The 20,594-nt window shown below is 66.8% G+C and carries 20 protein-coding genes; 7 read left to right on the top strand and 13 right to left on the bottom strand.

Translation table 11 applies throughout. The annotated features are described in order from the left end of the window. Positions 1-76 precede the first annotated feature (76 nt). Positions 77-1,600 carry a sodium:solute symporter family protein gene (locus tag ABIB51_RS09520; protein ID WP_354187697.1) on the top strand — a complete coding sequence of 508 codons (1,524 nt, stop codon included), beginning with the start codon at positions 77-79 and terminating at the stop codon, positions 1,598-1,600. Positions 1,601-1,681: 81 nt separating this feature from the next. Here ABIB51_RS09520 and ABIB51_RS09515 read toward each other — a convergent pair whose 3' ends face one another. Next, positions 1,682-1,927 (bottom strand): hypothetical protein, encoded by a 246-nt coding sequence (locus ABIB51_RS09515; protein WP_354187696.1) that lies wholly within the window; start codon positions 1,925-1,927, stop codon positions 1,682-1,684. 261 nt (positions 1,928-2,188) lie between these two features. Here ABIB51_RS09515 and ABIB51_RS09510 point away from each other — a divergent pair, with 261 nt between their 5' ends. Both ABIB51_RS09510 and ABIB51_RS09505 read left to right on the top strand, forming a co-directional pair. Continuing rightward, positions 2,189-3,394: a VIT1/CCC1 transporter family protein gene (locus ABIB51_RS09510; RefSeq protein WP_354187695.1), complete on the top strand. Its 1,206-nt coding sequence runs from the start codon at positions 2,189-2,191 to the stop codon at positions 3,392-3,394. After that, complete coding sequence (locus ABIB51_RS09505) at positions 3,394-4,335, top strand: matrixin family metalloprotease (protein ID WP_354187694.1); 942 nt, start codon at positions 3,394-3,396, stop codon at positions 4,333-4,335. Before ABIB51_RS09510 ends, ABIB51_RS09505 begins: the two co-directional genes overlap by 1 nt. 58 nt (positions 4,336-4,393) lie before the next feature. Here ABIB51_RS09505 and ABIB51_RS09500 read toward each other — a convergent pair whose 3' ends face one another. The 4 genes from ABIB51_RS09500 to ABIB51_RS09485 all read right to left on the bottom strand — a co-directional run bounded on the left by ABIB51_RS09500 (position 4,394) and on the right by ABIB51_RS09485 (position 8,084). Further along, complete coding sequence (locus tag ABIB51_RS09500) at positions 4,394-5,167, bottom strand: SDR family NAD(P)-dependent oxidoreductase (protein WP_354187693.1); 774 nt, start codon at positions 5,165-5,167, stop codon at positions 4,394-4,396. A gap of 25 nt (positions 5,168-5,192) precedes the next feature. Continuing rightward, positions 5,193-6,578 (bottom strand): MFS transporter, encoded by a 1,386-nt coding sequence (locus ABIB51_RS09495; RefSeq protein WP_354187692.1) that lies wholly within the window; start codon positions 6,576-6,578, stop codon positions 5,193-5,195. Between the two features lie 198 nt (positions 6,579-6,776). Beyond that, positions 6,777-7,484 carry a FadR/GntR family transcriptional regulator gene (locus ABIB51_RS09490; protein ID WP_354187691.1) on the bottom strand — a complete coding sequence of 236 codons (708 nt, stop codon included), beginning with the start codon at positions 7,482-7,484 and terminating at the stop codon, positions 6,777-6,779. Positions 7,485-7,595: 111 nt separating this feature from the next. Next, complete coding sequence (locus ABIB51_RS09485) at positions 7,596-8,084, bottom strand: SRPBCC family protein (protein WP_354187690.1); 489 nt, start codon at positions 8,082-8,084, stop codon at positions 7,596-7,598. 53 nt (positions 8,085-8,137) lie between these two features. Here ABIB51_RS09485 and ABIB51_RS09480 point away from each other — a divergent pair, with 53 nt between their 5' ends. The 3 genes from ABIB51_RS09480 (at position 8,138) to iolB (ending at position 10,827) form a co-directional block, all read left to right on the top strand. Then, positions 8,138-8,917 carry a gamma-glutamyl-gamma-aminobutyrate hydrolase family protein gene (locus ABIB51_RS09480; protein ID WP_354187689.1) on the top strand — a complete coding sequence of 260 codons (780 nt, stop codon included), beginning with the start codon at positions 8,138-8,140 and terminating at the stop codon, positions 8,915-8,917. Between the two features lie 139 nt (positions 8,918-9,056). Continuing rightward, complete coding sequence (locus ABIB51_RS09475; protein ID WP_354187688.1) at positions 9,057-9,797, top strand: GntR family transcriptional regulator; 741 nt, start codon at positions 9,057-9,059, stop codon at positions 9,795-9,797. A 133-nt stretch (positions 9,798-9,930) separates the two neighbouring features. Further along, positions 9,931-10,827: a 5-deoxy-glucuronate isomerase gene (iolB, locus tag ABIB51_RS09470; protein ID WP_354187687.1), complete on the top strand. Its 897-nt coding sequence runs from the start codon at positions 9,931-9,933 to the stop codon at positions 10,825-10,827. A 109-nt stretch (positions 10,828-10,936) separates the two neighbouring features. Here the strand turns inward: iolB and ABIB51_RS09465 are convergent, their stop codons facing one another. The 7 genes from ABIB51_RS09465 to ABIB51_RS09435 form a co-directional block, all read right to left on the bottom strand. Next, entirely contained in the window at positions 10,937-11,971 is a 1,035-nt protein-coding gene (locus ABIB51_RS09465) for a Gfo/Idh/MocA family oxidoreductase (protein ID WP_354187686.1), read from the bottom strand. Next, positions 11,968-12,762, bottom strand: a complete 795-nt coding sequence (locus ABIB51_RS09460) for a TIM barrel protein (RefSeq protein ID WP_354187685.1) — start codon at positions 12,760-12,762, stop codon at positions 11,968-11,970. Before ABIB51_RS09460 ends, ABIB51_RS09465 begins: the two co-directional genes overlap by 4 nt. Then, on the bottom strand, positions 12,762-13,850 hold the full coding sequence (locus ABIB51_RS09455; RefSeq protein WP_354187684.1) for a Gfo/Idh/MocA family oxidoreductase: 1,089 nt from the start codon (positions 13,848-13,850) through the stop codon (positions 12,762-12,764). The genes ABIB51_RS09460 and ABIB51_RS09455 overlap by 1 nt, the downstream gene beginning before the upstream one ends. Before the next feature lie 34 nt (positions 13,851-13,884). Continuing rightward, complete coding sequence (locus tag ABIB51_RS09450; RefSeq protein WP_354187683.1) at positions 13,885-14,799, bottom strand: ATP-binding cassette domain-containing protein; 915 nt, start codon at positions 14,797-14,799, stop codon at positions 13,885-13,887. A 14-nt stretch (positions 14,800-14,813) separates the two neighbouring features. Then, positions 14,814-15,863 carry an ABC transporter permease gene (locus ABIB51_RS09445; protein ID WP_354187682.1) on the bottom strand — a complete coding sequence of 350 codons (1,050 nt, stop codon included), beginning with the start codon at positions 15,861-15,863 and terminating at the stop codon, positions 14,814-14,816. 52 nt (positions 15,864-15,915) lie between these two features. Next, positions 15,916-16,911, bottom strand: coding sequence for a substrate-binding domain-containing protein (locus ABIB51_RS09440; RefSeq protein WP_354187681.1), 996 nt, complete (start codon positions 16,909-16,911; stop codon positions 15,916-15,918). 251 nt (positions 16,912-17,162) lie between these two features. After that, on the bottom strand, positions 17,163-18,380 hold the full coding sequence (locus ABIB51_RS09435) for an MFS transporter (RefSeq protein ID WP_354187680.1): 1,218 nt from the start codon (positions 18,378-18,380) through the stop codon (positions 17,163-17,165). 170 nt (positions 18,381-18,550) lie between these two features. Between ABIB51_RS09435 and ABIB51_RS09430 the strand changes: the two genes are divergently transcribed. Then, the gene (locus ABIB51_RS09430; RefSeq protein ID WP_354187679.1) at positions 18,551-19,000 is read left to right on the top strand and encodes a MarR family winged helix-turn-helix transcriptional regulator; all 450 of its coding nucleotides are present in this window, start codon (positions 18,551-18,553) and stop codon (positions 18,998-19,000) included. Between the two features lie 103 nt (positions 19,001-19,103). Here ABIB51_RS09430 and ABIB51_RS09425 read toward each other — a convergent pair whose 3' ends face one another. Continuing rightward, entirely contained in the window at positions 19,104-20,564 is a 1,461-nt protein-coding gene (locus tag ABIB51_RS09425) for a sugar porter family MFS transporter (RefSeq protein ID WP_354187678.1), read from the bottom strand. Positions 20,565-20,594 lie beyond the last annotated feature (30 nt).

Below are 20,594 nucleotides of genomic sequence, written 5' to 3'. Positions count from 1 at the left end.
AAGCAGCGGACCTCCCTGCGCGCTGGTGCGCTGCGGCAGGTCCGGCCCTGCACCGAACAGCTCCAAGGAGCCCCTTATGGACGCAACTTTCGTCAACATCGCCATTGTGGTGGTGTACCTGGTCGCCATGCTGGCGTTCGGTTGGTGGGGTAAATCCCGCACCAAGAACAATAGCGACTTCCTGGTCGCCGGCCGCCGTCTCGGGCCGTTCCTCTACACCGGCACCATGGCCGCCGTTGTGCTCGGCGGTGCCTCAACCGTCGGCGGCGTCGGCCTCGGCTACAAGTTCGGCATCTCCGGCATGTGGCTCGTGGTCGCGATCGGCGCCGGCGTGCTGCTGCTGAGCCTGCTCTTCGCCGGCACCATCCAGAAGCTGAAGATCTACACGGTCTCGCAGATGCTGACCCTGCGCTATGGCAGCCGCGCCACCCAGACCTCCGGCATCGTGATGCTCGCCTACACACTGATGCTGTGCGCCACCTCCACCGGCGCTTACGCCACCATCTTCGTCGTGCTGTTCGGCTGGGACCGTGCGCTGGCCATCGCCATCGGCGGGGCGATCGTGCTGGTCTACTCGACGATCGGCGGCATGTGGTCGATCACCCTGGCCGACCAGGTCCAGTTCGTCATCAAAACCGTCGGCATCTTCTTCCTGATGCTGCCTTTCACGCTCAACGCTGCCGGTGGCTTCGAGGGCATCCGTGCCCGTGTAGACGCCAGCTTCTTCCAGATTGACGGCATCGGGATCCAGACCATCATCACCTATTTCGTGGTCTACACCCTCGGCCTGCTGATCGGTCAGGACATCTGGCAGCGCGTCTTCACCGCCAAGACCCCGACAGTTGCCCGCTGGGGCGGCGCCACCGCCGGTATCTACTGCATCCTCTACGGTGCTGCCGGCGCCCTGATCGGCCTCGGCGCCCGCGTCGCGCTGCCGAACATCGACGTCAAGGCCCTCGGCAAGGACGTCGTCTACGCCGAGGTCGCCACGCAGCTCCTGCCGATCGGCATCGGCGGCCTCGTGCTCGCCGCTGCCGTCGCCGCCATGATGTCCACGGCCTCCGGCGCCCTGATCGCGGCAGCCACCGTGGCCCGGGCGGACGTTCTGCCCTTCGTTGCCAGCTGGTTCGGCAAGGACATCAACACCGACGACACCGACAACCCCGAGCACGACGTCCGGGCGAACCGCATGTGGGTCCTGGGCCTCGGGATCGTCGCAATCGTCATCGCCATCATCACCAAGGACGTCGTCGCGGCCCTCACCATCGCGTATGACATCCTCGTCGGCGGGCTCCTCGTCGCCATCCTGGGTGGCCTGGTCTGGAAGCGCGGCACCGGCTTAGCCGCCGCCGCCTCCATGGCCGTCGGTTCGGTGATCACCCTGGGCACCATGACCGTCCTGGAGATCAACGCCGAGGTTCCGCTCGACGGCATCTATGCCAACGAGCCGATCTACTTCGGCCTCATCGCCTCCGCCGTCGTGTACATCACGGTGTCATTCCTGACCAAGCCCACGGATCCTGCCGTCATGCAGAACTGGCGCCGGCGGGTCGCCGGCAGTGCCTCCGAGGACGAACAGCCCGCAGCCCTGACCCACTAGGGCAATAGCAAACGACGACGGCGGTGCCTCCCCTTTCGAGGGAGGCACCGCCGTCGTTCGTTTACAGCTAATGGCGGGCCATCACTCATTTTCTTCCGGTTCGAGGAATTCGTCCCCGCCCAGGGGCGCTACGGGCTGGTCGTCGCCGAGGAAGTCGTCCTCGTCCAGCGGCACGAGCCGGCCGGCCTCCTCGAGCAGCTCCTCGTCCTCGGTCTCCACAGCACCCACCGGGGTGTCCTCGGCATAGTCGTAGGCGGGATCGGACTCGAGGGTATCCCTCACCGGCAGTGCCGGACGGGGCGTCGGATGTGATCCGGTGTCGGACATGGTGCAACCTCCGTGTGCCTGGGGTGGTGGCAGGGCTCCGGGGAACCCGCCCTGAGCTTTATTCGAACACCGGGAACCCGGCCGGTCAAGGGTCCGGGCACAGCAGGAAAACGCCGGCACTGACGCCCTCTCCGGCGGCCGGGTCTTTACGGTTTGCCTAAACTCCTGACTGAGGATTGCCAGCCGAAAATGCGCGGAAATACGCGGTAGGGTGGGTACGCAATGGGGCCGGACCATGCCCCATCTAGCCCAGGAGTTTCCGTGTCCCAGCACGCCAAATCTGACCCGCCCAGCCCTGACCCGCACCCCGCCGAACCCGCCACTGGCGAGGCCGGCGAGGTCGCCGAAGGTAGCCAGGCCAGCCGAACCGACCAGCCGCCGGCGTCTTCGCCGAGCGCCGCGGACATCAAGCGGTGGCGGCAGTACCTCGCCGACGAACGGGCCGAGGCCGCCGTTTACCGCGACCTCGCGCAGAGCCGCAGCGGCGAGGAACGCGCGATCCTGCTCGCCCTGGCCGAGGCCGAAGGACGCCATGAGGCGCACTGGCTGCAACTGCTCGGCCAGCATGCCGGCCGGCCCCGCCCTGCCTCGCTCCGCAGCCAGTTCCTGGGATTCCTGGCCCGCCACTTCGGCTCGGTGTTCGTCCTGGCCCTGGCCCAACGCGCCGAGAGCCGCTCACCGTACGCCACCGACCCGTACGCCACTCCGGCGATGGTCGCCGACGAACAGATCCACGAGGAAGTGGTCCGCGGACTCGCCACCCGGGGCCGGAACCGCCTCGCCGGCACGTTCCGGGCGGCCGTCTTCGGCGCCAACGACGGACTGGTCAGCAACCTCTCCCTCGTTATGGGCATGGCCGCCTCCGGCGTGGCCAGCTCCGTGGTGCTGCTCAGTGGTGTGGCCGGGCTGCTGGCGGGCGCACTGTCCATGGGAGCCGGCGAGTTCATCTCCGTCCGGTCCCAGCGCGAACTGCTCGCAGCGACCCGCCCCACCCAGATCACCCTGGCCGCGGCGCCGTCGCTGGACATCGAACACAATGAGCTTCTGCTCGTCTACCTGGCCCGCGGTATGTCCCGGGAAGCCGCGGAACACCGCGTCGCCGAGCGGATGGGCCTGCTGGACTGCGATTGCGATCCCAGCCTCTCGCTGCGGCCCGAGTTCCCCGAGAGCCAGGACCAGCACGAGGCCGTCGGCACCGCCTGGGGCGCGGCGGCGTCGAGCTTCTGCTTCTTCGCGTCCGGCGCCATTATCCCGATCATCCCCTTCCTCCTGGGCATGACCGGCTTCGCTGCCCTTGTGGTCTCGGCCCTGCTGGTGGGCCTGGCGCTGCTGCTCACCGGCGGCGTGGTCGGCCTGCTGTCCGGCACGTCCCCGACAACCCGCGGCTTCCGGCAGCTCGCCATCGGTATGGGGGCCGCCGCCGTGACGTACGTGCTGGGACTGGCGTTCGGCGCGGTGGTCGCTTAGTGGACGGTCCTGAACTCCGGGACCGGATGCCGCGGCACGGCCGCTCCCGAACCGCTTGGCGGATCTTCCGCAATCTGGCCGCTGCCGCGCTGATCGCCGGTGCCGCTTTTATGGCCGCGGGCCTGGTCTATGGCGATCCCCGCTTCGTGGGCTTGTTCGAGGTCAACCGTGGCGCCGGGCCCAACGGACGGGCCGCGGCGCCGGACACCGCCGAGCCGGCAGCCGGACAACTCGGGCAACAGCCCGGCGTCCCTGCCGAAGGCCGGCGGAACGACGCTCCCCCGCCGGGGTTCGAGGAGCAGGACCAACCGCTCGGCCGGCCGGAAGAGCCCCCCGCCGCCAGCAATTCCTACAAATTCCTGGCCACGAACGACGACGGCACGCCGGTGGGCTACTCCCCGTGCCGCCCGCTGCACTACGTCGTGAATGACGGGCTCGAGCCTGCGGGGGCTGAACGCCTCGTCGAGGACGCCATCGCGACGGTGTCACGGGCCACCGGCATCAAATTCATCAACGAGGGCGCCACGGCCGAGGCCCCCTCGCAGTCGCGCGCTCCGTACCAGAAGGACGCCTACGGCGAGCGGTGGGCTCCGCTGCTGATCGCCTGGACCAACCCCGAGCAGGCGCCCCAGCTCAAGGGCCCGGTGATCGGAACCGGGGGCAGCACCCACTTCAGCTACGGCGAGGGGCCCAAGAGCTTTGTCACCGGCAGCCTCGAACTGGACGCTCCGCAAATCACCGAGGACCTGCGCCGGCCCTCGGGCGCGGCCTATGCCACCGCCGTGATCCTGCACGAACTGGGCCATGTCATGGGGTTGGAACACGTCGATGACCCGGTGCAGCTGATGTATCCGGAGATCGGCACCCCGGACGGCCTCGCCGACGGCGACCTGAACGGCCTGCACGAGCTGGGCCGCGCCCAGTGCCGCAAGGATTTGTAGCCACGCAAAGATGCCCCCGCCGGAAAAACCGGCGGGGGCATCTTTGCGTGGCTCCGGGTCAGGAAACCTGGAGGCCACCGTTGATGTCATAGGTGGCGGCGGTGATGTAGCCCGAGTCCTGGCCCAGCAGGAAGGCAATCAGGGCCGCCACTTCCTCGCGGGTGCCGACGCGGCCCATCATGATGCCCTCGGACAGCTGTGCCTTGCGCTCATCGGTGAGGGTTCCACCCATGATGTCGGTGTCGATCGGGCCGGGGGCAATGGCATTGACCGTGATCCCGAACTCGCCGACCTCGCGGGCCAGGGCGCGGGTGAACCCGAGGATTCCGGCCTTGGTGGCGCTGTACGCAACCTTCGAGAACGTGCCGCCGCCGCGCTGGGCGGAGATGGACGAGATGCTCACGATGCGCCCGAGCTTGCGCTCGATCATGCCCTTGAGGACCCGCTGGGAAACGATGAACGTTCCGCGCATGTTGATGGCGAAGACCTTGTCCCACTCCGCCACGGTGGTTTCCATGAACGTCGTCGGGGAGCTGATTCCGGCAAGGTTGGCGAGGGCAACAATCGGGGGAAGCGCCTCTTCGATCTCGGTGATGGCCCGGTCAACGGACGCTTCGTCGGACACGTCGGCTCCGACGCCGATGGCCTTGACCGCACGGTTGGAGCCGATCTCCACGGCGGCAGCCTTAGCGTCCTCCGCGTTGATGTCGAGGATGGCGATGGACCATCCCTCGCTGGCCATCCGGTCAGCGGCGGCGCGGCCGATGCCGCGGGCCGACGCGGCGCCGGTCAGGACAACTGTGCGTTCGGAGGGGAAGTTGGTTGTAGTCATGGGGACTTCCTTCGGTATTTCGGGTTCAGGAGATTTTGGCGGGGTCCGTGGAGTCGGGGGTCACGGCGGCGGTCGCGGCAACTGCGGGATCCAGCGCGGCGTCGCCTTCGGGGCGTTTCCGGGCGTAGAGGTAGGTTGCCACCGCGGTGATGCACAGGCAGAGGGACAGGAACAGCAGGCCGGTCTGGTTGTTGCCCGTGGCGTCGTTCAGGAGCCCGACTGCGTACGGGGCAACGAACCCGCCCAGGTTGCCCAGTGAGTTGATCAGGGCCAATCCGGCGGCAGCGGCCGCCCCCGTCAGTGCGGCGGAGGGCATCGAAAGGAACGGTGCGATGGCGCCGTAGATGCCCATGGCCGAGGCCGTCAGTCCGATCATGGCCAGGATCGGGTTCACCGGCAGCAGGTAACCTGCGGCCAGCAGGCCCATCCCGGCCAGCACCATGCTGACGGCGGTGTGCCAGGCACGCTTGCCCGTCCGGTCTGCGCGCTTGCTCCAGAAGTACACAAACACGGCGGCAACGCTGTACGGGATCAACACGATGAAGCCGATCTGGGCCGTGGAGAACTTCCCCATGGCGGAGACGATGGTGGGCATCCACAGGCCCAGTCCGTAGATGCCGCAGACCAGCCCGAAGTAAAGGGCGGAATAGGTCAGGGTGCGCTTGTCCTTGAGGCCGGCCAGGAAGTTGTGGTTGCCGGAACTGGACTTGACGGCCAGTTCCTTGTCCATGGTGCTGGCAAGCCATTCGCGCTCGTCCGGGTTGAGCCACTTGGCGTCCCGCGGGCGGTCGGTCATCAGGATGGGGGTGAGCAGGCCCAGGAGGATGGCCGGGATACCTTCGATGATGTACAGCCACTGCCAGCCCTGCAGGCCCATAACGCCGTCCATCTGCAGCAGCAGGCCGGAGACCGGAGCGCCAAGGGCGTTGGAGACCGGCTGGGCGAGGATGAAGATGCCGAGCACCGTCACTCGCTGTGCGGCCGGGAACCAGAGCGTCAGGTAGAACAGGATGGCCGGGAAGAACCCTGCCTCTGCCGCGCCGAGCAGGAAACGGATGATGAAGTAGGTGGTTTCACCGTTCACCAGGCACATGGCCGTGGCGAAGATGCCCCACGTGATGAGGATCCGGGCCAGCCACTTGCGTGCGCCGAACCGGTACATGCCGGCGTTGCTCGGGACCTCCAGGAGCGCGTAGCCCAGGAAGAAGATACCGGCGCCCAGTCCGTAGGCGGCGGCGTTCAGGCCGATGTCCTCGCTCATGGTGAGCTTGGCGAAGCCGACATTGTTGCGGTCAAGGTAGGCAACGAAATACAGCAGGACGATCAGCGGCATAACGCGGCGGCGGACCTTGCGGAGCGTACGCTCGCCAAGCTCGCCGAGCCCTGCGGACTTTAAGGAGAGTGAAGTCATCTTCGACCTTCTGTCTAACGGAGCCCGGCGCCTGCGTTGGCGGCGGGAATCCGTGGGGATATTTGGGGCGGCCCAGCCCAACGGGAACCGGGTCCGATGCTATTTGAGTCAGATGTCAGACATCTGACTGGTGAACTGTGAAAAAGCATAGAAGAGTGATGTGGAATACGTCAAGCCCTGGCCGGTGTGCGCTGAACGTCAGGATGCTGCGTTGTGCACGTAGCGTTCGTAGTCCCGGTAGGTCTGGTCCATGTGTTCGTCCATGGCACGGCGGGCGGGCTCGGCCTCGCCGCTGAGGATGCTGTCCATGACCTTCTGGTGGTACTCGATGGCATGCACTTGGATCTCTTCGACCGCGGACGTTTCGCGCCGTTTCACGTACAGGAGCTGGCCCAGCTGCGCGAACAGCGCCCGGACAAAGGGATTGCCGGACGCCTTCAGCACCGCGTCGTGGAAGGCGATGTCCGCCGCCACGAAGGCATCGAGGTCGCCGGAATCATGGAAGCGCTTCATGTCCGCGATGCACTCGCGCATCTGCCGGGCATGTTCGGGGGTGTGGCGTTTGGCCGCGAGCGCGGCGGCCCCCGTTTCCACCATGCGCCGCATCTCGATCAGCCCTACGGCGACCTGCTCGGCTCCGCTGCCGTGCGAAGCGGCCTTGAAGATCGCATCCAGCCCGGTCCAGTTGTCGGTCGGGTTGACGAAGGTCCCGCGGCCGGCCTTGACGTAGAGGATGTTCTGCGCCCGCAGGGCCTTGAGCGCTTCGCGTACCGTGAGGCGGCTGACGTCATAGGCCTTGGCGATGTCGGCTTCGGGCGGTATGGCTTCGTGGGGCGGCAGCTTGCCTTCCAGGATGTCGTCGAGCAGGCCGTCGACGAGGTCGTCAACGAGTGTCCTGCGGCCCATCGCGCTTCCCACCTTCAGTCTTGCCTTGTGCTCCCGGTGCCATCCACATTACAGAAGCGGCGGGGCCGACCGGGACCCGCCGGCGGCGTCACGGTCCGGTGAGGCGCCGCCTCAGGAATTCCCCGCGCTGCCGGCCTCGCGCCGCCCGGAGTCCGCAAGGTAGGCCTCCAGCTTGGCCAGGGTCTTTTCCAGGTTGGCGGGGTGTCGGCGCAGGTAGCCGGCGAGCCGAAGGAAGAACTTGCCACGGACCTGGCGGGCGTCCCACTGCTCGGTGACCATGGTGCCGGTCCGGCCGGCGTCGTCCGTGGCGGGCTCCAAAAGGTAGCGCCAGACGTGCCCGTAGAAGTGCCGCCAGGCAATCCGGCGGCCCTCCTCGAACTCGCAGACCGTGTTGAGGATCTTGTAGTCGACCCGCATGTTCATCTCCATGCCGAACTTCGCACCGAGGGCCAGCCGCTCGGGACCGCGGGGCTGGGCGCCCTTGACGGTGTCCGAGCCATCGATCACGCTGTGCAGCGCCGGGGTGGCGAGCAGTTCGAAAATGGCTTCCGGAGCGGCCGCGATGAAGCGGCTGCGGGACACGAGATATCTGTTGGTCATCCGGCAATCCTAGACCTGCGTTGCGATACGGAGGTTGTGTTGCAGAATAAAGCATGCAGACTCCGCCCCTCCCCCGCAGCAGCCGTCCCCGCATCGGCATTCCCGTCCGCCTCAGCAGCTCCACGGACGCGGATCCACGGGTGGCGGAGGCCAATGCCCTCTTCGATTACATCGTGGATCTGGTGCGCGACGGCGGCGGCGAACCGGTACTGCTGACCGCACCGGATGAGCCGATCGAGGCGCTCGACGGCGTCGTCCTTCCGGGCGGCGGCGACCTGGACCCGCGGCTCTACGGCCAGGAGCCCGGCGGTGCGTGCTACGACGTCAGCCACGCCCAGGACGAGCTGGACCTGGCCGTGGCCCGGCAGTCGATCGACGCCGGACTGCCGGTGCTCGGCGTCTGCCGGGGACACCAGCTGCTCAACGTCCTCTACGGCGGCACCCTGGTCCAGGACATGGATCCGGGCACGGTGGCGCACCGGGAGCCCGACCCCGTGCACGGAGCCGGACCGTGGGCATGGCACGAGGTCGAGGTGCAGGGCGGAACCAAGGTTTCCGGACTGTACGGCGGCGCGGGGAACGGCGCGGCCGAGGTTACGGTCAAGATAGCCTCCGGCCACCACCAGGCCGTGGCCAGGGTGGGGGAAGGACTCGTGGTGACCGCTGTGGCCGGGGACGGGACCGTCGAGGCGCTGGAGGACCCTGAGCGCTGGGTGGCGTCCGTGCAGTGGCACCCCGAGGCCCGGGAACTCCCGGCCGGAGAACGGCTGGCCCCTTTCCGCGCCTTCGTCGAGATCTGCCGGAGCCATGGGATGCAGCGAAATTTCTCCTGACGTCCCCGGCCGTCCCCTGCTACTATCAACTTAGGCAGTATGTCCTATCAAGCGAACATATGCCGGACAAATGACTGGCGGCCCCACCGGGCTCCGGTCCGGGGCACAAGGGAGCGCTTCAACAGTGGCTATTCAAAAAGTGGCTAATCCGCTAAACATCAGCATCGACCGGTCCTCCCCGGTGCCGCTCTACCACCAGGTGGTCCAAGGCATTGAAGCCGCGATCCACGGTGGCAGGCTTCCCCCGGGCAGCCGTCTCGACAACGAGATCGACCTTGCCGCGCAGCTGAACCTCTCCCGCCCCACCATGCGCAAGGCCATGGACGAACTGGTCCGCTCGGGCCTGTTGGTACGCAAGCGCGGCGTCGGCACCCAGGTGGTCTCCAGCCAGGTCCGCCGCCCGCTCGAACTCTCCAGCCTCTTCGATGACCTCAGCAACAACGGCAGCAAGCCCACCACCGAGGTGCTGAGCTTCTCCCACGATGAGGCCGACGCCGCCACCCGGGCGGCACTGCAGCTTCCTGCCGGCGCCAAGGTGTACCACTTCACCCGGCTCCGGAAGGTCGGCGGAAAACCGCTGGCCCTGATGGAGAACTGGGTGCGCGATGACATCACCATCATCGACGAGGCGCTGCTGAGCTCACAAGGCCTCTACGGGATCCTCCGCAACGGCGGCGTGAACTTCCGGCTCGCCTCACAGCGGATCGGCGCCATGATCGCCAACGACTACCAGGCCCCCCTGCTGGAAACCAGCCCCGGCTCCGCCCTTGTCACCATGGAGCGCACCGCGGTGGATGACACCGGGCGCCAGGTGGAGACCGGCCACCACGTCTACCGCGCGGATTCGTACAGCTTCGAAATGACCCTGGTCCAAAGATAAGAGTCCAGAGGCAGGCGTTCAGCGCCGGGCGACAGCGCCTGCCGTTCGGCGTTGCCCGGCCCGTCGTCGTGATCACCCCCACCCCGTAACCACCCGCGTCTTCCTCCGGCGCGACAATGAAAGGGCAGAACTCATGGCCAACTGGGTCTATCCGCTCGGCACCGCCGCCCAAGGCACATGGGACGTCTCCTTGGGAACGTCCGATTCCGCGCTGGAGGTGGAGGGCTGGGCCCACACGGGGCTGAAGGTCGCCACGCTGGGGGCCGCGGCCGCCGTCGAACTTCCCGCCGCGGACGAGGAACGCATTGTGGTCCCGCTCAACGGGTCTTTCACGGTGTCCGTCGACGGCGCAGACTACCGGCTGGCCGGCCGGGACAGCGTCTTCAGCGGTCCTAGCGATGTCCTCTACACGGGGACCGGCAAAGCTGTGACCATCAGTTCGGCCGACGGCGGACGCGTCGCCGTGGCCACCGCCCCGGCCAAGGCCTCCTACCCGACCCGCCTCGTCACGGCCGCGGAGACGCCGGTTGAACTTCGCGGGGCCGGCAACTGTTCCCGCCAGGTCCACAACTTCGGCACGCCCGCGGCGCTGGAGGCGGACCGGTTCATCGTCTGCGAGGTCCTCACGCCGGCGGGCAACTGGTCCTCCTATCCCCCGCACAAGCATGACGAGGAGAAGGACGGCGAGACGAGCCTCGAAGAGATCTACTACTTCGAGACCCGGGTCGCCCCCGGCGCCCCGGCGCGTCCGGGAACGGACGACGCGATCGGCTACCAGCGCGTCTACGCCTCGGACGAGCGGCCCATCGATGTCTCCGCGGAGGTGCGGACCGGCGACGTCGTGCTGGTGCCCTACGGCTGGCACGGCCCGGCAATGGCTGCCCCCGGCTATGACCTGTACTACCTCAACGTGATGGCTGGCCCCGGACCGGTCCGGGACTGGCTCATCAGCGACGACCCGCACCACGGCTGGATCCGGCAGACCTGGGCGGGCCAGGACCTCGACCCGCGGCTGCCGTTCGACGCCTGACGCGGCACGGCCCGACCCGCACGAAAGAACCCCCGGGGCCCTTGGGCTCCGGGGGTTCTTTCGTCCCTGGCGCTCCACCCCGGTGACGGACCCGGGATGGAGCACCGGTTTAGTGCGCCACTGTCTGGACCACCCGGACCGGCACACCGGTCGCGAGGGATTCCTGGGCGGCGTCCGCCACCCGGGAGGCGGCCACGGCATCCTCCGGGGTGCAGGGGTTTTCCCGGCGGCCCAGAATCAACTCGATAAAGGCAGCCAGCTCGGAGCGGTACGCCTGGTGGAACCGTTCGGCAAAGGTGCGGTGGGGTTCTCCGGCCGGGAACGTGATCCCGGCCTCCGCCGAGGCCAGCGCCGTTTTCTCGTCCAACCCGACCATCAGTGAGCGGCTGGAGCCCTGGATCTCCAGCCGTACATCGTGGCCCGCCCCGTTGTACCGCGTGGCCGAGACCGTTCCCACGGTGCCGTCGTCGAATGTCACGAGCGCGAGGGCCGTGTCCACGTCGCCGGCTTCTCCGATGGCGGGGTCCCCGTTGTTGGAACCCCTGGCGTACACCTCGACGATTTCCCGGCCGGTGAGCCATCGCAGGATGTCGAAATCGTGCACCGAGCAGTCCCGGAACAGCCCGCCGGAGCTGGCCAGGAACTCGACCGGCGGCGGCGCCATGTCGCAGGTGACGGCGCGAAGCGAGTGGATCCAGCCCAGTTCCCCGGCCTGGTAGGCGCGCCGGGCCTCCTGGTAGCCGGCGTCGAAGCGGCGCTGGTGGCCGATCTGGACAACGCCTTGCCGGTCCCGGATGTAGTCGAGTACGGGCAGGGCGTCTGCCACGTTCAGGGCTACGGGCTTCTCGCAGAAGACGGGGATTTCCGCGTCCACGCCGGCCTTGATCAGGTCCGGATGGGTCCCGGTTCCCGTGGCGATGACGAGTCCGTCCAGCCCGGAAGCGAGCAGCGCCTCCACGGTGGGCAGGAATTCTGCGCCGAGGCCGGTGGCGACGGCCCGGGCGTGGTCTTCGGCGACGTCGGTGAGCCGGAGCCGGACGTTGATGCCCTGCGGATTCAGGACGTCGTTGAGCCCGGCGATGTTGTTGGCATGCATAACGCCGATCCGCCCCACCCCGACCAGTCCGAGAATTACGTCTTTCATACGTCTACTCCCATGTCTAGTGCGGGCACGGTGAATGCGGCCCGGAAAGCTTCCAGCGCGGCAACGCTGTCGCCGCTGGCCCAGGCTTCCATTCCCACTGTGCCGTCGTAGCCTGCCGCCGCGAGTGCCCTGGCGACAGCCGCGTAGTTGATTTCCCCGGTCCCGGGTTCGCAGCGGCCCGGAACATCTGCCACCTGGATCTCGCCGATATGCGGCATGGCGGTCCGGACCAGTTCAATGAGGTTCCCCTCCCCCAGCTGGGCGTGGTACAGGTCCAACATCAGTTTTACGTTGGGGTGGCCGGCGGCTGCCACGAGCGCCAGGGTGTCCTTGGCGCGGGCCAGCGGGATGCCGGGGTGGTCGAGGATGGTGTTGAGGTTCTCCAGGCAGAACGTCACCCCGTACTTCCCGCCGAGCCGGCCGAGCCGCTCCAGGGTCCGCGCCCCCGTGCTCCACATGTGTCCGTTGGACCGGTAGACGGGACGCGCCGCCTGGCCGTCGATGAGTTCAGCCGGGTGCACCACCATCCGGCTCACACCGAGCGCCAGGGCGGTGGGAATCAGGGACTCCGCCGTCCGCACCACCTCATCGGCCGTCTCGGGGTCGACGAGGCTGCCGGCGGTGTAGCCCGTCATGGAGGAAAACACTGCCCCTGTGGACTTCAGGGCACCGATGTCCTTGGTCCGCGAGTCCCAGAGTTCGACGTCGAAGCCGGCCTCGTGGATCCTGCGCACGCGCTCAGTGAACGGGAGATCGGTAAAGACCATCTCCGCGCAAACGGCCAGGCGCATCAGAGGACTGCCGCCTCGTTGACGGCCACCGGGGTGCCGCGTTTCACCGACTCGATGCACGCCAGCGCGATAGCCAGCGCACGCCGGGCATCCGCCGCCCCGGGCGTGAGTGCGTAGCCGGCCGACGGCGGCGGCGTGCCGTTCCGCCGCGCGCGCACGGCGTCGGTGAAGTCAACGAGTTCGTCCGTATAGGCCTGCCGGAAGAGCTCGACGTTGAGCCGTGGCGTGTCGGCCGCCATCCCTTCGGCCGTGTACCGGCGGGCGGCGGTTTCCGTGGCGCGCCCGGCCTGCACCATGCCCTTGGAACCGAAGACCTCCCCGCGGATGTCGTAGCCGTAAAGGGCACTGAAGTTTGCCTCGGCCACGGCGATGGCACCGTTGCTGTAGCGGATGGTCACGACGGCCGTGTCCAGGAAGCCCTGGTCCCGCAGCCCGGGCTCCACGAGCGCGTCGGCGATGGCGTAGACCTCCACCGGTTCGGCGCCTTCGTTGAACCAGTTCAGGGTGTCGAAGTCGTGGATCAGGGTTTCCAGGAAGACGGTCCACGCCGGGACCCGGGCCGCGTGCGGGATGCTTCCGGTGCCGGGGTCCCGGGTCAGCGAGCGCAGCAGTTGCGGCGTCCCGACGGTTCCGGCGGCAAGGTCCTTCTTGGCGGCCTGGAAGTCCTCCGCGTACCGGCGGTTGAAGCCGATCTGGAAGTGCACACCGGCTGCCTCCACGGCGGCCAGGGCGGCGTCGAGCTCGTCGAGCCCCAGCCCGGCCGGTTTCTCGCAGAACACATGCTTCCCGGCGCCGGCAGCCTGGGCGATCAGGGACGAGTGGAAGCGGGCCGGGCTCGCAATGATCACGGCGTCGATCTCCGGGTCGGCAAAGATGTCGGCGGCGTCGGCCGTCACTTTGCTTGCACCCAGGACGGATGCCAGCGCGGTGGCGGACTCGACATTGGGATCGGCGATGGCCGCCAGTTCGGCACCGGGGACCCGTCGGGCGATGCTCTCGGCGTGGAAGGCGCCCATCCAGCCGGAGCCGATCAGTCCAATCCGCACGGGCCGGAAGACGTCGGACGGGTTGTGATTCAGATAAGCCAAAGGCTTTTCCTTTCAAGAATTGGGACGGCAGCTATTAGTAGGTCTTGCCGGTGGTCTCGGCTACCTCGGCCACTTCGCTCTGGACTTCCTTCACCACGTCGCTGTGCCCGCCGAGTTGTTCGAGTTCGTGGGCGAGTTCGGCGAGTTCGGCGCCGCCGGCCATCTGGGCGGTGAGTTCGTCCAGGGTGATGTCCTTCTTGTCGTAGTAGCCGATTGATTTGCCGCGTTTGAGCAGCAGGAACCGGTCGCCGACGGGGAAGGCGTGGTGCGGGTTGTGGGTGATGAAGATGACCCCGAGGCCGCGGTCGCGGGCCTGCAGGATGTAGCGGAGCACGACGCCGGACTGCTTGACGCCCAGCGCAGCGGTGGGCTCGTCCAGGATCAGGACCTTAGCGCCGAAGTACACGGCCCGGGCGATCGCGACGCACTGGCGTTCACCGCCGGAAAGCTGGCCGATCGGCTGCTCCACGTCGCGGAGGTCGATGCCCATCGCCGCGAGTTCCTTGAGCGTGATGTCCTTCATCTTCTCGACATCCATGCTCTTGAACGGGCCGAAACCGCTGGTCAGCTCCGAGCCGAGGAAGAAGTTCCGCCAGATCGGCATCAAGGGCACCACAGCAAGGTCCTGGTAGACCGTGGCGATGCCGGCGTCCAGCGCGTCCCGCGGCGAGCCGAACTTCCGTTCCTCGCCCATGATGTTCAGCACTCCGGCGTCGTGCTGGTGCAGTCCGGCGATGATCTTGATCAGCGTGGACTTGCCCGCGCCGTTGTCGCCCAGCACGCACGTGACGCGGCCGTTGTCCACGGCCATCGTGACATCGCTCAGGGCGATGATATTACCGTAGTGCTTGCCGACGCCCTCCAGGGCGAGCAGGTGCACGGGGGTGTGGGTCAGGGGGTCTGTTTCATTCTGGAGCAGCGTTTGCTGGTCGATCTCGTTGGCGTTCATTTCTCCGGCCCCTTCTACTTGAGTTCCGCGCGGCGCTTGACGATGAGGTTGACAATGGTGGCCAGCAGCAGCATCAGGCCCAGGAAGAACTTGAACCAGTCCGGGTTCCACTGCGCATAGACGATGCCCTTGTTGGCCATGCCGAAGATAAACGCGCCGATTGCGCCGCCGATTGCCGAACCGTAGCCGCCGGTCAGCAGGCAGCCGCCGATCACCGCGGCGATGATGTACAGGAACTCGTTGCCCACACCCTCACCGGACTGCACGGTGTCGAAGGCGAAGAGGTTGTGCATGCCCAGGATCCAGGCACAGAAGCCGACGGCCATGAACAGCCCGATCTTCGTGGCCTTGACCGGAACACCCACGGCGCGGGCCGCGTTCGCGTCCCCGCCGACGGCGAAGATCCAGTTGCCCACCTTGGTCCGCATGAGCACCCAGGTGGCCACGGCGACGAGAGCGAACCAGATGAACACCGTGATTTTGACCTCGACGCCGCCGATGTTCACGGAGGACGCGAACACCGCCCGGGCCGAGGCGAACCCGTCCATGTTGGCGATGGAGGGGGACGACACGGAGCCGCCGATCAGGCGGGTCAGGCCCAGGTTTAGGCCGGTCAGCATCAGGAAGGTGGCCAGGGTGACGATGAAGCTGGGCAACTTGGTCTTCATCAGGATCCAGCCGTTGATGAAGCCGATGGACAAGGAGACCACCAGGGCCAGGCCGACGCCGACCCAGACATTCGTAGTGAAGTACCAGCTGAACATCGACGCCGTCAGCGCCGAGCTGATCACGGCGACGCCGGTGGAAAGGTCGAACTCCCCGCCGATCATCAGCAAGGAGACACCCACCGCCATGATCCCGATCGTCGAACTGCCGTACAGCACGGTCGCGAAGGCATTGGGCTGGGTAAAGGTCGGGGAAACCAACGCGAAGAAGATGAAGAGGACGATGGCGCCCACCAGGGCACCGACTTCGGGACGTCCGAGAAGTTTCTGGAACGGACTGCGCTTGGCGACGCGCTCATCGGGCGCCGCTGACGTTGTCTTGGTCTGGGTGATGGTCATGATGATTCTCCTTGCTGCCGGGCCGGCGTGAGCAGGCCCGGCCAGCGGGCTGTTAGCGGATACCCTGCTGGGCAAACTTCAGGACATCAGCAGCAGTTGACTTGTCGACGATGCTCGGGCCGGTGAGGACCGACTGGCCGCCGCCGATGTTAAAGCCGCCGCGCTTGTTCTGCCAGATTGCGTCGACTGACATGTAGCCCTGCAGCCACGGCTGCTGGTCCACGGTGAACAGAACTGCGCCATCCACGATCTTCTGGGCCAGGTCCGCGTTCAGGTCGAAGCTTGCGACCTTGGCGGCGCTGCCAGCGTCCGTGACCGATTTGAGGAGAGTGAGGGTGAAGGGGGCACCGAGGCCAACGATGACGTCGGCGTCCTTTGAAGCCTGGAGCTTGGCTGTCGCGGTGGACTGGACGGAGGTCATGTCCTTACCGTCGACGTAAAGGATCTCCGTTCCAGGCACCTTGGCCTTGACGCCGGCGCAACGGGCTTCAAGGCCGACGTGGCCCTGTTCCTGGATCACGCAGACCGGGTGCTTCAAGTTCTCCGCGGCGAGCCTGGTGCCGACTGCCTCACCGGCGAGTTTTTCATTCGAGCCGAAGTGGGTGAACGCCCCCAGCTGCGCCGAGACATCCTCGCCGGCGTTGAGGCTCACAACCGGGATGCCGGCGTCGGTGGCCTTCTTCAGGACGTCTTTGAGGGCTTCGGGCTTGGCGAGGGTGACAGCGATGCCGTCCACCTTCTGGTCGATGGCCTGCTGGATGAGCTGGGCCTGGCGTCCGGCTTCGGGATCGGACGTGTAGAGGAGTTCCACGTTGTCCTTCGCCGACGCCTCCTCGGCGCCCTTGCGGATGATATCCCAGAATGTATCCCCTGCCGCGGCGTGGGTGATCAGGGCGATCTTAATCCGTTCCGTCGTGGCGACCTGTCCGCCGCCGGCCGCATTGCCGGAGTCTGCGGGCTTTCCTCCGGTACTTGAACACGCACTCAATGCCAGCATCGGCACAACCGCAGCTACCAGGGTCGCCTTGCGCCAGGAAAATTTAGCCACCGTGAATCTCCTTTGATTTCAGCTCCGGGCTGCTACCTTGCAGCTACCGGAATATTGCCTACCTCGATCATGGTGACTTAGCTCACTCATGTCAATAGTTTGTCCTGACATTAGGATGTAATCACGTAACTTGACCGGAATCAGGCGTAAAGAACCGCCCGCTTGCGGGCCCTTCCGCGGCATCCGGAAACGCCAAAACGACGACGGCAGCCTCTGGCCGCCGTCGTCGTTGTTCTTTGCGGTGGAGGCCGCTACGCCCGCTGGAGTTCCACACTTTCCGGCTCGCGGGCAACCCCGGTTGCATTGCCCCGTCCGGTGTCGTGACGCTTCGCGGCAGCTGCCGCGAACACCATGACCGCCAGGCCCAGCAGGGTGATTCCGGCGCCCGCCCAGATGGGCGAGGTGTAGCCGAGGCCGGCGGTGATGGTCGCACCGCCCATCCATGCGCCGAGGGCGTTGCCCACATTGAAGGCGCCGATGTTGGCGCCGGACGCCAGGGTGGGTGCAGTCGTGGCGTACCTCATGACCCGCATCTGCAGTCCGGGGACCGTGGCGAAGCCGAAGCCGCCCAGCAGCACCATGGAGGCGATGGTCATGGGCTGGTTGCCGGCAGTGAGGGCGAAGACCACGAGGACGACCACCAGCGCCGACAGGGCCACGAGGAGCGTGCGGTCCACGTTCCGGTCAGCCGCCTTGCCGCCCACGGTGTTGCCGATGAAGAGACCCACGCCGAACAGGATGAGCAGCCACGGCACGGTGGCGGCGGAGAATCCGGTGACCTCCGTAAGGGTGAAAGCGATGTAGGTGAAGGCACCGAACATGCCGCCGTAGCCGAGGATGGTGACGAGGATGGAGAGCCAGACCTGGCCGGACCGGAAGGCGCGGAGTTCCCCGCGCAAGCCGCCCGAGGCAGCGTCGCCGGACCCGGTTTTGGGGACCAGGGCCAGGATGCCCACGAGCGCGAGGACGCCGATTCCCGTGATCGCCCAGAAGGTGGACCGCCAGCCTGCCGCCTGGCCCAGCATGGTGCCGAAGGGGACGCCGAGGACGTTGGCCGCCGTCAGACCGGTGAACATGATGGCGATCGCGCCGGCCTTTTTGGTGGGTGCGACCATACTGGCGGCAACCACGGCACCGATGCCGAAGAAGGCGCCGTGCGCCAGCGCCGCGATGATGCGGCCGACCATCATCAGCAAATAGTCCGGCGCGATGGCGGAGACGAGGTTGCCGGCAATGAACAGCACCATCAGCACGGCCAGCACCGGCTTGCGCTCGAACCGGGTCACGGCGGCGGTCAGGAGCAGGGCCCCCACAACGACGGCGAGGGCGTAGCCGGAGATGAGCCAGCCGGCCGTCGCCTCGCTGACCTGGAAGTCCGCGGCCACTTCGGGCAGCAGGCCCATGATGACGAACTCGGTGAGTCCGATCCCGAACCCGCCGAGGGCGAGCGCTATCAGGCCAATAGGCATTGAGGAGCTCCTTCAAAAACTGTACGGAAAGAAAAGCGAAGCGTAAGCTATTAGTTGCAGACGCGTTATTTATTGTTGCACAAGCAACTATGCCGCGCAAGCAACTAATTTATGGGCTGCTGGGTTCCGGGGTTTCCGGGGCGGTCAGGCTGATCTGAAGGGAAGAACTGATGGGCATCAAGGACGACGCCGTCGAGGTCCGGGCGCAAGGCTGGCGGACCCTGGCGGCCTTGCACGGGCTGATCGAGGCGGAGCTGGAGCGCTCGCTGCAGTCCGTGGCGCAGCTGTCCGTCGTGGAGTACACCGTGCTGGATGCGCTGAGCCGCCAGGACGGCTGGCACATGCGGATGCAGCAGCTGGCCCGCGCCACCGCGTTGAGCGCCAGCGCCACCACCCGCCTGGTCAACCGCCTCGAGGACCGGGGCCTGCTCACCCGGATCCTGTGTGCCGACGACCGCCGCGGGATTTACACGGAGCTCACGCAGAGCGGCATCCAGCTGCTGGAAGAAGCCCGGCCGAGCCACGACGCCACGCTGGAGCGTGCGCTGGCCGAGGCGCAGGAGGTGCCGGAACTGGCGGCACTGGTCGACGCCCTCCCTACCCTGCATGCCGCCGTCTAGGCACAGCCCTGGCGCCCCGGACACACAAAACCCCGCCCGGGGTCGGCCCAACTAACTCGCAACAGAGCTAGTTGGGTGGTGCCGGGGGCGGGCGCTTGCAGGTCTAGGCAGTGACAGGTTCCTTGGCGGCCAGGTTCTTGAAGTAGTGCTCCAGGTCTTCAAGGCTCTTGTCCTTGGTTTCCGGGACCACTCGTTTCACCCAGACGATCGCTGCCAGCTGCAGGGCGACGAAGATGAAGAACGTCGTGGAAACGCCGATCCAGGCGACCATCTGCGGGAAGAAGAATCCGATCAGGAAGTTGATCATCCACAGCACGAACACGCAGATGCCCATGCCGATCCCGCGAACGTGCAGCGGGAAGATTTCGGACATCGTCAGCCACGTGACCGTGCCGATGCAGGACTGCATGGACGCCAGGAAAGTCACCATAAACAGCAGCACGAGGTAGCCCCGGAGCATGCTTTCCGGGATCAGCATCGAAATCAGGCCGATGGCCAGCAGCGAGGATGCCGTGCCGACCAGGCCGACGGTCAGCATGGACTTCCGGCGCACCCGGGTCATCAGGGACATGCCGACGATGACGGCGGCCACGGAGGTGACGCCGTTGACGACGTTGGCGAGCAGCGCGCCCTGGTCCCCGAAGCCGGAGCTGGAGAGGATCGAGGTGCCGTAGTACATGATGGCGTTGACGCCGCTGATCTGGTTGATGACCGCCATGCCCAGTCCCACCACAAAGATCCTGCGGATCCAGGGCACGGTGAGGTCCCGCACGGTGCCGAGCTTGGATTGGTAGTCTTCCCGGGCCGCCTGCCGCACTTCATCGAATTCCGTCGAGACATCGGCCGATGCGCGGGTCTTGCGCAGCACTTCGAGGACCTCACCGAACCGCCCGGCCGCCGCCAGCCAGCGGGGACTTTCGGGCAGGACCAGCATTCCGAACCAGAGCACGACTGCCGGAAGTGTCGCGATGACCAGCATCCAGCGCCACACATGGGACGCCTCCGGGAAGGCGTTGCCCAGGACGGCGTTGAACGTGAACGCCAGGAACTGGCCCGTGACGATCATGAGCTCGTTCTGCGTGACGATCCGCCCACGCTGGGCTGCCGGGGACATCTCCGCAAGGTACACGGGCACAATCACCGATGCCCCGCCCACCGCCAGCCCAAGGACGGTCCGGGCCGCCACCAGCAGCTCCGTCGTGGGGGCGAGGGAGCAGGCGATGGTGGCGACGGCGAAGATGAGGGCCAGCGCCATGATGGTCTTGCGGCGGCCGAAGCGGTCGGACAACCGGCCGGCGGTGATGGCGCCGAAGGCCGCGCCGAACAGCAGGGTCGAGGTGACCAGGCCTTCAGTCAGCGGGTTCAGCCCCAGGTCGCGCTGCATGAACGGCAGGGCGCCGTTGATAACTCCCGTGTCGTAGCCGAAGAGCAGGCCGCCGAAGGTTGAGAACAGGGCAACCCGCCGCATGAATCCCTTGGGATTCGCGGGAGCACCGGCCGTGCGGGCAGGACCGGCTGCGGACTGGGCGGAAGGACTGGTGAGCGTGTTTTCCGTTTGCTTCATAGGGCGGCCGCTACCGTGCTTTAGCGATGT

Origin of the sequence: Arthrobacter sp. UYCu712, assembly GCF_040547005.1 — a bacterium.
Classification (GTDB): Bacteria; Actinomycetota; Actinomycetes; order Actinomycetales; family Micrococcaceae; genus Arthrobacter.
Note: the sequence above shows the minus strand (reverse complement) of the source record. Positions and strands in the feature narration are given on the sequence as shown.